General features: G+C 60.5%; 13 protein-coding genes. 8 read left to right on the top strand and 5 right to left on the bottom strand.

Translation table 11 applies throughout. The features are described from left to right. Nucleotides 1–85: 85 nt before the first annotated feature. A complete protein-coding gene (locus tag D8V06_RS24410) occupies nucleotides 86–1,132 on the top strand; it encodes a class I SAM-dependent methyltransferase (RefSeq protein ID WP_130908528.1) in 1,047 nt (348 codons plus the stop codon). Between the two features lie 99 nt (nucleotides 1,133–1,231). Further along, on the top strand, nucleotides 1,232–2,092 hold the full coding sequence (locus tag D8V06_RS24405) for an NAD-dependent protein deacetylase (RefSeq protein WP_056854520.1): 861 nt from the start codon (nucleotides 1,232–1,234) through the stop codon (nucleotides 2,090–2,092). Between the two features lie 81 nt (nucleotides 2,093–2,173). On the opposite strand, the gene D8V06_RS24400 is transcribed toward D8V06_RS24405, so the two are convergent. Beyond that, entirely contained in the window at nucleotides 2,174–3,058 is an 885-nt protein-coding gene (locus tag D8V06_RS24400; protein WP_056854521.1) for a LysR family transcriptional regulator, read from the bottom strand. Nucleotides 3,059–3,285: 227 nt separating this feature from the next. Between D8V06_RS24400 and D8V06_RS24395 the strand changes: the two genes are divergently transcribed. The 5 genes from D8V06_RS24395 to D8V06_RS24375 all read left to right on the top strand — a co-directional run bounded on the left by D8V06_RS24395 (nucleotide 3,286) and on the right by D8V06_RS24375 (nucleotide 7,586). After that, nucleotides 3,286–3,984 (top strand): CoA transferase subunit A, encoded by a 699-nt coding sequence (locus tag D8V06_RS24395; protein ID WP_056854522.1) that lies wholly within the window; start codon nucleotides 3,286–3,288, stop codon nucleotides 3,982–3,984. 36 nt (nucleotides 3,985–4,020) lie between these two features. Further along, complete coding sequence (locus D8V06_RS24390) at nucleotides 4,021–4,686, top strand: CoA transferase subunit B (RefSeq protein WP_008153883.1); 666 nt, start codon at nucleotides 4,021–4,023, stop codon at nucleotides 4,684–4,686. Nucleotides 4,687–4,697: 11 nt separating this feature from the next. Next, nucleotides 4,698–5,879, top strand: coding sequence for an acetyl-CoA C-acetyltransferase (locus D8V06_RS24385; RefSeq protein ID WP_130931976.1), 1,182 nt, complete (start codon nucleotides 4,698–4,700; stop codon nucleotides 5,877–5,879). A 236-nt stretch (nucleotides 5,880–6,115) separates the two neighbouring features. Continuing rightward, on the top strand, nucleotides 6,116–6,904 hold the full coding sequence (locus D8V06_RS24380) for a hypothetical protein (protein WP_056854524.1): 789 nt from the start codon (nucleotides 6,116–6,118) through the stop codon (nucleotides 6,902–6,904). Nucleotides 6,905–7,013: 109 nt separating this feature from the next. Then, on the top strand, nucleotides 7,014–7,586 hold the full coding sequence (locus D8V06_RS24375; protein ID WP_056854525.1) for a hypothetical protein: 573 nt from the start codon (nucleotides 7,014–7,016) through the stop codon (nucleotides 7,584–7,586). A 3-nt stretch (nucleotides 7,587–7,589) separates the two neighbouring features. On the opposite strand, the gene D8V06_RS24370 is transcribed toward D8V06_RS24375, so the two are convergent. The 4 genes from D8V06_RS24370 to D8V06_RS24355 all read right to left on the bottom strand — a co-directional run bounded on the left by D8V06_RS24370 (nucleotide 7,590) and on the right by D8V06_RS24355 (nucleotide 11,058). Beyond that, entirely contained in the window at nucleotides 7,590–8,306 is a 717-nt protein-coding gene (locus D8V06_RS24370; RefSeq protein ID WP_056854526.1) for a dienelactone hydrolase family protein, read from the bottom strand. A 94-nt stretch (nucleotides 8,307–8,400) separates the two neighbouring features. Next, nucleotides 8,401–9,513: a succinylglutamate desuccinylase/aspartoacylase family protein gene (locus D8V06_RS24365; protein WP_130931975.1), complete on the bottom strand. Its 1,113-nt coding sequence runs from the start codon at nucleotides 9,511–9,513 to the stop codon at nucleotides 8,401–8,403. A 135-nt stretch (nucleotides 9,514–9,648) separates the two neighbouring features. Further along, nucleotides 9,649–10,428 (bottom strand): ABC transporter substrate-binding protein, encoded by a 780-nt coding sequence (locus D8V06_RS24360; protein WP_056854528.1) that lies wholly within the window; start codon nucleotides 10,426–10,428, stop codon nucleotides 9,649–9,651. A 195-nt stretch (nucleotides 10,429–10,623) separates the two neighbouring features. Then, nucleotides 10,624–11,058 carry a rhodanese-like domain-containing protein gene (locus D8V06_RS24355; protein WP_130931974.1) on the bottom strand — a complete coding sequence of 145 codons (435 nt, stop codon included), beginning with the start codon at nucleotides 11,056–11,058 and terminating at the stop codon, nucleotides 10,624–10,626. A 99-nt stretch (nucleotides 11,059–11,157) separates the two neighbouring features. Between D8V06_RS24355 and ftrA the strand changes: the two genes are divergently transcribed. Then, nucleotides 11,158–12,132 (top strand): transcriptional regulator FtrA, encoded by a 975-nt coding sequence (ftrA, locus tag D8V06_RS24350; protein WP_130907793.1) that lies wholly within the window; start codon nucleotides 11,158–11,160, stop codon nucleotides 12,130–12,132. Nucleotides 12,133–12,439: the final 307 nt, after the last annotated feature.

Below are 12,439 nucleotides of genomic sequence, written 5' to 3'. Positions count from 1 at the left end.
CTGCTTGATGTCCTGTTCATTCCCACGACCACCGCCCGGACCAACAACGCTTCCGGACTGTGATCCTGTCAAAGGAGCACACGTGATGGACGAGGCCAGACTCAACGATTTCATGGGCAAACTGGTGAATGACATGGGTGGCGCGGCGATGCTCGCCAACGTCATTCTCGGCGAAGAGCTGGGCCTGTACCGGGCCATGGCCGACAGCCAGCCGATCAGCCCCGAAACCCTCGCCGACAAGACCGGCTGCAACCCCCGCCTGGTGCGCGAATGGCTCAGCGCCCATGCCGCCTCCGGCTATATGGAACACAGCGACGGCCAATTCCGCCTGCCTGAGGAACAGGCTTTGGCCCTGGCCATCGAAGACTCGCCGGTGTACATCGCTGGCGGCATCGGCGTGGTCGCGTCGTTTTTTCATGACAAGGACAAATTGATCAAAGCAATGCGCGGTGACGGCGCCCTGCCCTGGGGCGATCACCATCCGTGCATGTTCAGCGGCACCGAACGGTTCTTCCGTCCCGGCTATAAAGCTCACCTGATCGCCGAATGGCTGCCGGCCCTTGAAGGCGTTGTCGCCAAACTGGAGCAAGGCGCCAAAGTCGCGGACGTCGGTTGCGGCCATGGCGCGTCGACGGTGATCATGGCTCAGGCGTTTCCGAATTCGCGATTCGTCGGCTTCGACTACCACGCGCCCTCCGTGACCGTGGCCACCCAGCGCGCCGAAGAAGGCGGCGTGTCCGGCCGCGCGCGGTTCTTCCAGGGCACGGCGAAAAGCTACCCCGGCGACGACTACGACCTGATCTGCTACTTCGACTGCCTGCATGACATGGGTGACCCCGTAGGCGCGGCGAAGCACGCCTATCAGTCATTGAAACCGGACGGCACGGTGCTGCTGGTAGAGCCGTTCGCCAATGATGCGCTCGATGACAACATCAACCCGGTCGGCCGGTTGTTCTATGCAGCCTCGACCTTTATCTGCACTCCCAACTCATTGTCCCAGGAGGTCGGGCTCGGGCTCGGTGCGCAAGCGGGTGAAGCGCGGTTGCGCAAGGTCTTCACCGAGGCCGGGTTCTCGAGTTTCCGTCGGGCTACGCAAACGCCGTTCAACCTGATTCTGGAGGCGCGCAAGTAATCTTTGCAGGAGTGAGCTTGCTCATGAGAGTGCGTCAGGTACATTGATCTCAGCTGACCCACCTTCGCGAGCATGCTCGCTCCTACAGGTTCTCCCGACATGCTCGACAGCCTGACCCGCGAACAACTTGACCGTCTCCAGCAACTGATGGCCGACCAGCCGTTCGCCGTCCTGACGGGTGCCGGCATCAGCACCCCCTCAGGCATTCCGGACTATCGCGACAACCAGGGTGTGCGGCGTGGCCGCCAGCCGATGATGTATCAGGAGTTTCTCTCCGCCCCCGAGTCCCGTCGGCGCTATTGGGCACGGGCGATGCTCGGCTGGCCGCGGGTGCGTCAGGCGCAGCCGAATGTGGCCCACGAGACACTCGCCCGCTTGCAGAGCACACAGCGGATCAGCGGCTTGATCACGCAGAATGTCGATACCTTGCACGATCAGGCCGGCAGCCACGACGTCATCGAACTGCATGGCAGCCTGCACCGGGTGTTGTGCCTGGACTGTGGAATGCGCAGCGAACGGGATTCGATCCAGAATCTGATGGAAACCCAGAACCCGTATCTCGCCGGTGTTGACGCGGTTCAGGCTCCGGACGGCGATACCCTGCTCGACCCGGCGTTCGAAGCACGTTTTCAGGTGCCGCACTGCCCGCATTGCCAGGGTGAGCGGATGAAACCCGACGTGGTGTTTTTCGGTGAGAATGTCGCCCAGGCCACGGCAGCCAAGGCCATGGCCGCGGTGGAAAAGGCAGCGGGATTGCTGGTGATCGGCTCGTCGTTGATGGCGTACTCGGCGTTTCGCTTGTGCCGGGCGGTGGCGGATCAAGGCAAACCGCTGATTGCGATCAACCTGGGCAAGACTCGGGCGGATGACATCCTCGACTTGAAAATAGAAGCTTCATGCGAACAGCTTCTACCCCTTCTGGCCCAACGTCTGTCCCCGAAACACCCCGCCCCTCTGTAGGAGCAAAGCTGCTCGCGATAGCGCCTGCACATGCGCCTTCGATATCGACCGGGACGACGCTATCGCGAGCAAGCTTTGCTCCTACACATAATCCTGTGCCTTGAGCACATCAAACAACGCCTGCGCCGCCGCCGACAACTCACCGCCGGGCAACGTCAGCACGCCAAGCGCCCGTTCCACCACCGGATCACGCAAGGTAATGCAATGCGCACCCAGCTCGCGCATCTGCCCTGCACACAACGCCGGCACCGCGCTGACGCCCAAGCCGCTGGCAACCATCCGCCCGACCGTTGCCAGTTGATGGCTCTCAAATTCCACCGGCAGCTTCATGCCCCGCGCCTGCAAGTGTTCTTCAAGCATCACCCGCACAGTCGATGGTCGTTGCAAGGTGATGAACGGTTCCTTGAGCAACGTTTGCCAATCGATTTCGTCCAACTCGACCAACGGTGAATCACGGGGTACCACCGCGACAAAGCGGTCGATGTATAACGGGGTGAATTGCAGCGACGAATTCTGCGGCGGCTCGAACGCGACCCCCAGTTCCACCTGGCGGTCGCGGACCATTTCCAGCACTTGCTCGTTGATCACGTCGTTGACCGTGACGTTGACTTTCGGATAACGGGCGCGGAATGTCTTGAGGATCGGTGGCAACAGATTGCCGGCAAACGACGGCATGGCTGCCAGGGTCACGCGACCGCGCTGAAGGGTGAATCGCTGGCGCAATTCATCTTCGGCATTGTCCCAATCGGCAATCAGGCGGCGTGCCAGCGGCACCAGCGATTCGCCCTCGGCAGTCAGCGCGACATTACGCGTGTTGCGCGTAAACAGGCGGCCACCCAGGCCTTCCTCCAAGGCCTTGATGGTCAGGCTCAGTGCCGACTGCGACAGGTGCAGGCGTTCACAGGCCACGGCGAAACTGAGGCTCTGGGCTACCGCCAGGAAAGCGCGGATCTGCTTGACTGTCATAGGCTGAGTGCTCCAGTGATGAGCGCAAGTGCTTTCTGTAGGCGCTTGGCTTGCGCGCGATGGCCTCCTGGAGTTCGCCATCACCGGCAAGCCCTGCGCCTACAGGATTGATTGGTGAGTTTTATCTATCAATCAACCGCAAAAATCAACTTAACAAATGAATACTTCAGCGAGACACTCTTCCCATTCGGCTAGCCAGCCGCCCACAAAGAATAAAAGAGGTGCATATGGCAGGTTTCGACAAGCGTGTGAGTTCCTACGAGGAAGCGTTGGCAGGTCTTGAAGACGGCATGACCGTGATCGCTGGCGGCTTTGGCCTGTGCGGGATCCCTGAAAACCTGATCGCCGAGATCAAGCGCAAGGGCACACGCAACCTCACCGTGGTGTCCAACAATTGCGGCGTCGATGGTTTCGGTCTTGGCGTGCTGTTGACCGACCGCCAGATCAGCAAGGTGGTGGCGTCCTACGTCGGCGAAAACAAGCTGTTTGAAGAGCAACTGCTCAAAGGCGAAATCGAAGTCATCCTGACTCCGCAAGGCACCCTCGCCGAGAAAATGCGTGCAGGTGGCGCTGGCATCCCGGCATTCTTCACCGCCACCGGCGTCGGCACCCCGGTCGCCGAAGGCAAGGAAGTGCGCGAATTCCATGGCCGCAAGTACCTGATGGAAGAGTCCATCACCGGTGACTTCGCCATCGTCAAAGGCTGGAAAGCCGACCATTTCGGTAACGTGATCTACCGTCACACCGCCCAGAACTTCAACCCGCTGGCCGCTACCGCCGGCAAGATCACCGTGGTCGAAGTCGAAGAAATCGTCGAACCCGGCGAGCTGGACCCGGCACAGATCCACACCCCTGGCATCTACGTCGACCGGATCATCTGCGGCACGTTCGAGAAGCGCATCGAACAGCGCACCGTGCGTAAGTGATCCCCAGCCCCCGGACCGAATGAAGGAATAACGACAATGGCACTTTCCCGCGAACAAATGGCTCAACGCGTCGCCCGCGAAATGCAGGACGGCTTCTATGTGAACCTGGGCATCGGCATTCCGACCCTGGTCGCCAACTACATTCCCGAAGGCATGGAAGTCATGCTGCAGTCGGAAAACGGGCTGCTGGGCATGGGGCCTTTCCCCACTGAAGAAACCATCGATGCCGACATGATCAATGCCGGCAAGCAAACCGTGACCGCGCGTATCGGCGCTTCGATCTTTTCCTCGGCCGAATCGTTCGCGATGATCCGCGGTGGTCATGTCGACCTGACCGTACTCGGCGCCTTCGAAGTAGACGTCGAAGGCAACATTGCCTCGTGGATGATCCCGGGCAAACTGGTCAAGGGCATGGGCGGCGCCATGGACCTGGTGGCTGGCGCAGACAACATCATCGTCATCATGACCCATGCGTCCAAGGACGGTGAGTCCAAGCTGTTGTCCAAATGCAGCCTGCCGCTGACCGGTGCCGGTTGCATCAAGCGCGTGTTGACCGACCTCGCGTATCTGGAAATCGAAAATGGCGCATTTGTCCTCAAGGAACGCGCACCTGGCGTCAGCGTCGAGGAAATCGTCGCCAAAACCGCTGGTAAACTGATCGTCCCGGATCACGTACCGGAAATGCAGTTCGCTGCCCAGTGAGGAATCATTCCATGCAAGAAGTCGTCATTGTTGCCGCCACTCGTACCGCGATCGGCAGTTTCCAGGGTTCGCTGGCCAATGTGTCCGCGGTCGACCTGGGCGCTGCGGTGATCCGTCAGTTGCTGGCACAAACCGGCCTGGACCCTGCGCAAGTCGATGAAGTGATCATGGGCCAGGTATTGACCGCCGGCGCCGGCCAGAACCCTGCGCGCCAGGCCTCGATCAAGGCCGGCCTGCCCTTCGCCGTACCGGCCATGACCCTGAACAAGGTCTGCGGCTCGGGTCTTAAAGCCCTGCACCTGGGCGCCCAGGCGATTCGCTGCGGCGACGCCGAGGTGATCATCGCCGGCGGCCAGGAAAACATGAGCCTGGCCAACTACGTGATGCCCGGTGCGCGCACCGGCCTGCGCATGGGTCACGCACAAATCGTCGACACCATGATCAGCGACGGCCTGTGGGATGCGTTCAACGATTACCACATGGGCATCACCGCCGAGAACCTGGTGGAGAAATACGACATCAGCCGCGAGCAGCAGGACGCGTTCGCCGCCGCCTCGCAACAGAAAGCCGTGGCCGCCATCGAAGCCGGGCGCTTCGTCGATGAAATCACGCCGATCCTGATTCCGCAGCGCAAGGGTGATCCACTGTCCTTCGCCACCGACGAGCAGCCACGGGCCGGCACCACCGCCGAATCCCTGGGCAAACTCAAGGCGGCCTTCAAGAAGGACGGTTCGGTGACCGCCGGTAATGCTTCGTCGTTGAACGATGGCGCTGCGGCCGTGATCCTGATGAGCGCGGCCAAAGCCAAGGCATTGGGCCTGCCGGTACTGGCGAAAATCGCTGCTTACGCCAACGCAGGTGTCGACCCGGCGATCATGGGCATCGGCCCGGTGTCGGCCACTCGCCGTTGCCTGAACAAGGCCGGATGGTCCATCGAGCAACTGGACCTGATCGAAGCCAACGAAGCCTTCGCCGCGCAATCGCTGGCCGTGGCCAAGGACCTGGAATGGGACTTGAACAAGGTCAACGTCAACGGCGGCGCCATTGCCCTCGGCCACCCTATCGGTGCCTCGGGTTGCCGGGTGTTGGTGACCCTGTTGCACGAAATGCTCAAGCGTGACGCCAAGAAAGGCCTCGCCACTCTGTGCATCGGTGGTGGTCAGGGCGTGGCCTTGGCGCTCGAGCGAGCTTAAAGCGTTCATCAGACTGCACGGGGACCCACGAAGATCCGTCGCAGCCTGGCAACACACCCGGTGCGATTCACGTCGCACCGGGTTTTTTTATCCCGTTTTTTTGCCGATAACCCGTGGACATGTAGACAAAACGCTCTGGCCGGCCTGTGTTTTGTATACAAAAACCAAACATCTATAGAGCAATCCGCCCAGTGCGATGTTACCGTTGCTGTCTCACACAGGTCGGAGATGTGCGCGTGTTGATGCTCAAACTGCTGGTGATCCCTGGTTTCCTGCTGCTGATATCCCTGGCCGGTAAACGCTGGGGGCCAAGCGTGGCGGGTTGGTTGTCCGGGTTGCCGGTGGTGGTTGGGCCGATCCTGTTTTTCCTCGCCCTTGAACAAGGCGAAGCGTTTGCCGCTCAGTCGGCCATGGCAGCCTTGTCGGCCATGTTCGCCATGATCGCCTTTTGCGTGACCTATGCGCAGGTCTGTCAACGGACGGGGTGGCCGCTGGCATTGACGGTTTCATTGATGGTGTGGGCGGTGATCGCCGTGGTGCTTTCGCTGATTCCGCCGTCGCTGTTGTTATCGGTGCTCGCCGCCGCGACCGCTCTTTTGGTTGCGCCTTACCTGTTTCCATCGGTGCAGCCGATCCTGACGGGCCCGGCACCGAAGTCCGACAAACTGCTGTTGCGCATGGTTGCCGGTGCCTTGCTCACCTTGGCCGTTACGTGGCTGGCCAGTACGGTCGGTGATCGCTGGAGCGGACTGCTCGCCGTGTTCCCCGTACTCGGCAGTGTCATGGCGGTGTTCTCCCAACAAACCCGCGGCCCGGCATTTACTGCGGTGTTGCTGCAGGCGACGGCCACCGGTATGTATTCGTTTTCGGCGTTTTGCCTGGTCGTGACGCTGACCTTGCCCACCATGGGCCTGATGGGCTTCGTCGTCGGTGTTGCCGTATCGGTGGCCATGCTCGGCGTCACCAGACGCCTGCTGGTCAAAACGCCGCCCAGCGCGACACCGTCAACCCTTTCGAACGATTAGAAGTTCCAGGTACCTGGCCTGCGACCGTCTGTTACCCCGCACTGGAATACCTGGCAACCTCCATGGGATGATCGCCCCCCACCGCGCGACCATCCCTGGAGATTTGCGAATGTCACTGTTGAGTAAAAAAGCCGTTGTCCTGTTGCTGGCAGCAGCTGCCAGCCTGGGGGCTTTGAGTGCACAGGCTGCCAAGGCACCTGCCAAGGAAGCGGCACAGGTGCAAAAGGTCTCGATGCTCGGCGGCAAGTTCACGTTCACCTTGCCCAAGGGTTTCGTCGCCAATCCGCTACCGGCCAGCCCTACCGGTGCGAGCGGCACCATGTACGCCAACGAAGCCACCAAGACGGTAGTGATCGCCGCAGAAAACAACCTGCCGGAAGGCGTCAAGGTCAAGGACAACGACGGCGAATTTCTGGATGGCACGGCCGCCGATTTCGACTCGGCACAGCGCAAGGCGTTGCCGGATTACAACAAGCTCAGTGAGAAAAGCCTGACCCTGAAGAGTACCGGCCTGGGCCTTCGTCAGGTCGACAGCACCGCCACCCAGGGCGGCGGCCAAACCCTCAACACCACACTGATGGCTGCATCCGGCGGGCGCATGACCGTGGTCCAGGTCATTTCCCGCCCTGGCGACATGGCCGCCCACGAGACGCTGATTAAGCAAATCGTCAGCGGCAAATAAACCTCAGGGGTTGAGGCGCTGCAACCAGGCGCTCAAATCCGCGATCTCTTCGGCGCTGATGGTGTGACCAACCCCTTGGTAGGCGTGAAACTCCGGTTCGAGTGAAATGCTCTGCAACAAGCTGTTGGCTTCGGTGCCGTCGCTGTAGGGCAGACGCTTGTCGGCCGTGCCATGACCGATGAAAATCGCCAGCGACTGGCGTTTTTCATCCGGTATCAATTCCGACCGCAACACTGGCAGAATTCGCCCACTCAACGCGGCAATCCCACCCACCGCGTCGGGATGGCGCAGGGCAACCTCATAGGACATGATCGCGCCCTGGCTGAATCCCACCAGGAACACCTTGTCCGGATCTGTTTGATATTTCTTCGTCGCCTGTGCGACGAAATCCAGCAGCAACTGGCCGCTGGACTTCAGATCATCGGTCTCGCCGTTGTAGGCACCTTCGCCTTTCTTGCGAAACCACTGGTAACTGCCTTCCTGCATCACCATCGGCGCCCGCACCGACAGGTAGGTGTATTGCGTGGGCAATTGATCCTTGATGTCGAACAGATCGTGCTCGTTACTGCCGTAACCGTGGAGAAAAATCACCAGCGGTTGATCGCGGGAATCGACGGTGGACTGTTCCAGGTATTTGAGCGGCAGATCGGTTTGCAACGGGGTTTGAGCGTGGACAGCGGCGGACGCCAGCAGCGTGAGCAGAGCGAGAATCTTCAACATAAGCCTTCCTTCACAGTGCGCAGGATTCGGGGAAGAGCCTAACACTGTGAAGCAGACCGAGGCATCTCGGGTGTGGCTGGCGATGACATTCGCTTTAATCGTTGATCAACTTGCCCGCCCGAATGGCCTCTCGCCCCGCCACCTTCGCCTGCCACGTGCCCGGCTGCGTATAACGTCCACGATCGATCGCAAACAACACGCCGCTGGTACCGGCGCACACCGTCGTGAGTTTGTCGCTCAACGGGTCGACCACTTCAAAAAGCGCATCGCCCTTCTCGACCCACTCCCCGGCTTCGCGCAGGAAACTCACCACGCCGTGGTGCGGTGCGAACAGGTACTGTGTGCCCTCGAACGGCATGCCCTCGCAGCATTCGCTCGGCGCTTGCGGCCATTGCCCCTTGATAAAACCCTGTTCGGCGAGAAAGCCCAGAATCGCTTCACAATTGGCTTGTGCCTGCTCAACCCGGGTGTCGCCCATGCTGCCCAGCTCCAGGGTGGTCGCCAGATTGGCCGGTGGAATCGCCGCCTCGGGGAATGCCCGGGCCAGGCGTAACCACGGCGAAGAACAGGACTCGTCGAACGAACTGCCGCCGGAGTCTTCGCACAGCAACGCCACGCCCGCCTTCAAACGCGCGGCCAGGGATCGCCATTGCGGCCAGTGTTGCGGCAGCGCATACAGATGAATCGCCGCCTCGAAATCGCAGTGCAGATCGAGGGTGATGTCCGCGTCGCAGGCATGGCGCAGCAACAAACGATGCATGGCTTGCAACTGTGACGCCGGCGCCGGCAAGCCATCGATTACCTGACCCATGGTCTGGCGGATCAGCGTGATGTTCGCTTGGGCATCACTGCCCAGACGGTCGCCGATCAACTGCGCCACGGGGGCACTAAGTTCGACGAAGGAACGGTTGAAATTCTTGCCGCTGCCCAGTTCGAAGCGGCCCATGTGACTGCCTTGCAGGTGCTGGTCGAGACCGATGGGGTTGGCCACTGGCACCAGTTCGATCACGCCTTGCAGCTGCCCCTGGCTTTCAAGTTCGGTCAGGCGCTTTTTCAGTTCCCAGGCCGTGCGCATGCCCGGCAATTCGTCTGCGTGCAGGCTGGCCTGGATGTAGACCTTGCGCGCACCCGTGCCATAACGAAACACACTGAGGGTGCGCTCGGTACCGAGATGGCTCCAGGGCAGTGGGTGATCGATGCGTTGCATGGGAGAACTCCGCTGTCAGAAACAACCAGATCACTGTGGGAGCAAGCCCGCCCCCACAGGTTTCTCGTTTCGATGGAAAGAAAGCATAAAAAAAGTGGCCCGCGCGTCAACGGGGCCACTTTTTTCTACAGCGTATTAATGGCCATAAACGTCAAAATCGAAGTACTTGTCCTGCACTTGCTTGTACTTGCCATTGGCGCGAATTTCAGCGATGGCGGTGTTGAATTTGTCGGCCAGTTCCTTATCACCCTTGCGCACAGCGATACCGGCGCCGCCGCCGAAGTACTTGGCGTCTTCATAGGTCGGGCCTACGAAAGCGAAACCTTTACCGGCGTCGGTCTTCAGGAAACCGTCGTCCAGGTTGACCGAGTCGGCCAGCAGCGCATCAACGCGACCGGAAACCATGTCCAGGTTGGCTTCCTGCTGGGAGCCGTAACGCACCAGTTCAATGCCGGCCGGCACCAGTACTTCGGTGGCGAAGCGGTCGTGGGTACTGGCGCGCAGTACACCAACTTTCTTGCCTTTGAGTTCGGTCAGCGGGTCCTTGATGTCGGTGCCTGCCTTCATCACGAAGCGCGCCGGGGTGTGGTAGTACTTGATGGTGAAATCGACGTTCTTCTTGCGATCGTCAGTGATGGTCATGGACGACAGGATTGCGTCGATTTTCTTGACCTTCAGCGCCGGGATCAGGCCGTCGAACTCTTGCTCGACCCAGGTGCACTTCACTTTCATCTGCTCGCACAGCGCGTCGCCGATGTCCACGTCAAAGCCAGTGAGCTTGCCGTCAGGGGTTTTCATCGAGAATGGCGGGTAACCGGCTTCGATACCGATGCGGATCGGCTTGGCATCTGCAGCCACGGCGGTCAGGGACAACATCGACAGTGCCAGGGCACCGAACATCACTAGCTTCTTCATTTATAACTCCTGTGTGCGGAGGCTTTTATTGGCAGCGTTCGGTCGCAGTTTGTAACTGACAAATACCGAAGTGGCCGGCAGTCTATGGCGGCTTCCGCCACTTCAGTTATTTTGAAGCGACAAATAAATATAGAAAAAGACCGCGCCAGCTTTGCGTTGCAAGCGCTGGCGCGGTTTGCGATCTCCTGGATGGGATCAACACTCGCAACCGAGCACATGGTTCACTGGTTGCGACGTCGCAACACTCAACGCAAACCCTTCATCCAGCCATCCGGTCACGCCGCCAATCATCTCCTTGACCGGATAGCCCAGCGCCGCCAGCTTCACTGCTGCCTTGTTCGCGCCGTTGCAGTGCGGGCCTGCGCAATAGACCACGAACAGGCTGGTTTTCGGATAGGCCGCAAGGTGCTCGGCGTTGAGGAGTCGCCCCGGAATATTGATCGCCCCAGGCAAGTGGCCCCGTTCGAACGCCAGCGGCCCCCTCACGTCGACCAACACAAAATCCACCTCGCCAGCCGCTAGGCTGCCGTGAACGTCAGAGCAATCGGTTTCAAAGGTCAGGCGGTTACTGAAATGCATGAAGGCAATGGCCGAAGGGGCGGCGGGTATTGCGAGGACCAGGCTGGTCATGGGTTTGCTCCTGAGTGTCGTGGGTGTGAGCAGACTTTATCTGCCGGCCACTTGCGGCTAAAGTGGCGCACAAGACACTCACCGGGAACTTTCCGCCAAATGCAGCCCACCCCTGGATTGGTCGCGATCCTGGCCTACGATGGCCTCTGCACTTTCGAATTCGGTATCGCCGTGGAGATATTCGGCCTCGCGCGCCCGGAGTTCGATTTCCCCTGGTACAGCCACCAGATCGCCGCCGTCGATCAAGGCCCCATGCGCGCCATGGGGGGCATACAAGTACTGGCCGATGGCGGCCTGGAACTGCTGCAGCAGGCGCGGACGATCATCATCCCCGGCTGGCGTGACCGCAACGCAACCGTGCCCGATGCACTGCTCACCGCGCTGCGCCAGGCCCACGCCCGGGGCGCTCGCTTGCTGTCGATCTGTTCAGGCGTATTCGTACTGGCGGCCACCGGCCTGCTCGACGGCCGCAGCGCTACCACGCACTGGCGTTACACCCGCGAACTGGCGGAACGTTTTCCAAATATCCTGGTGGACCCGGACGTGTTGTACGTCGACTCGGGCCAGTTGATCACCTCTGCCGGCAGCGCGGCCGGCATCGATGCTTGCCTGCATCTGGTGGCGCGGGATTTCGGTACGCAGGTGGCCAACGCGGTGGCACGACGCCTGGTGATGTCACCGCAACGCACCGGTGGCCAGGCGCAATTCATTCCGACACCGGTCAGCCCCACCCCGCGCAGCGATCTTTCCCGCGTCATGCAGTGGGCACGCGAGCGTTTGCATGAACCGCTGGAGGTCCGCGACCTGGCCAGCGAAGCAGCCATGAGTGAACGCACATTCCTGCGGCGCTTCACCGAGGCCAGCGGCCAATCGCCGAAAACCTGGCTGCAACATGAACGTCTGGGCCGTGCGCGGGAGTTGCTGGAGAGTACCGACCACAACACCGAGCAGATTGCACTGCGCTGTGGTTATCGTTCGGTGGAAAGCTTTCGGGTGGCGTTTCGCAGCGTGGTCGGGGTGCCACCGTCGGTGTATCGGGAGCGGTTTGGCCGGGAGATCAAAGCCATTTTGTGAGGTGGCCTGCCATTTAGGGGATCTCCAGAGAACAGTTTTTTGTACACCCGAATGGTTCCCATTGGTTGACAGGCCGCCATCGCTGGCAAGCCAGCTCCCACTGTGGATCCCGGTGTGATCGAGATTTTCGACCAATGAAGATCCTCTGTAGGAGCAAAGCTTGCTCGCGATGGCGGTGGATCAGTCAACACACCTGTTGAATGAGAAGCCGCCATCGCGAGCAGGCTCACTCCTACAATTGGCTTGGGTAGGTTGGTTGACAGGCCGCCATCGCTGGCAAGCCAGCTCCCACTGTGGATCCCGGTGT

Origin of the sequence: Pseudomonas sp. Sample_24 (assembly GCF_004307605.1) — a bacterium.
GTDB lineage: Bacteria > Pseudomonadota > Gammaproteobacteria > Pseudomonadales > Pseudomonadaceae > Aquipseudomonas.
Note: the sequence above shows the minus strand (reverse complement) of the source record. Positions and strands in the feature narration are given on the sequence as shown.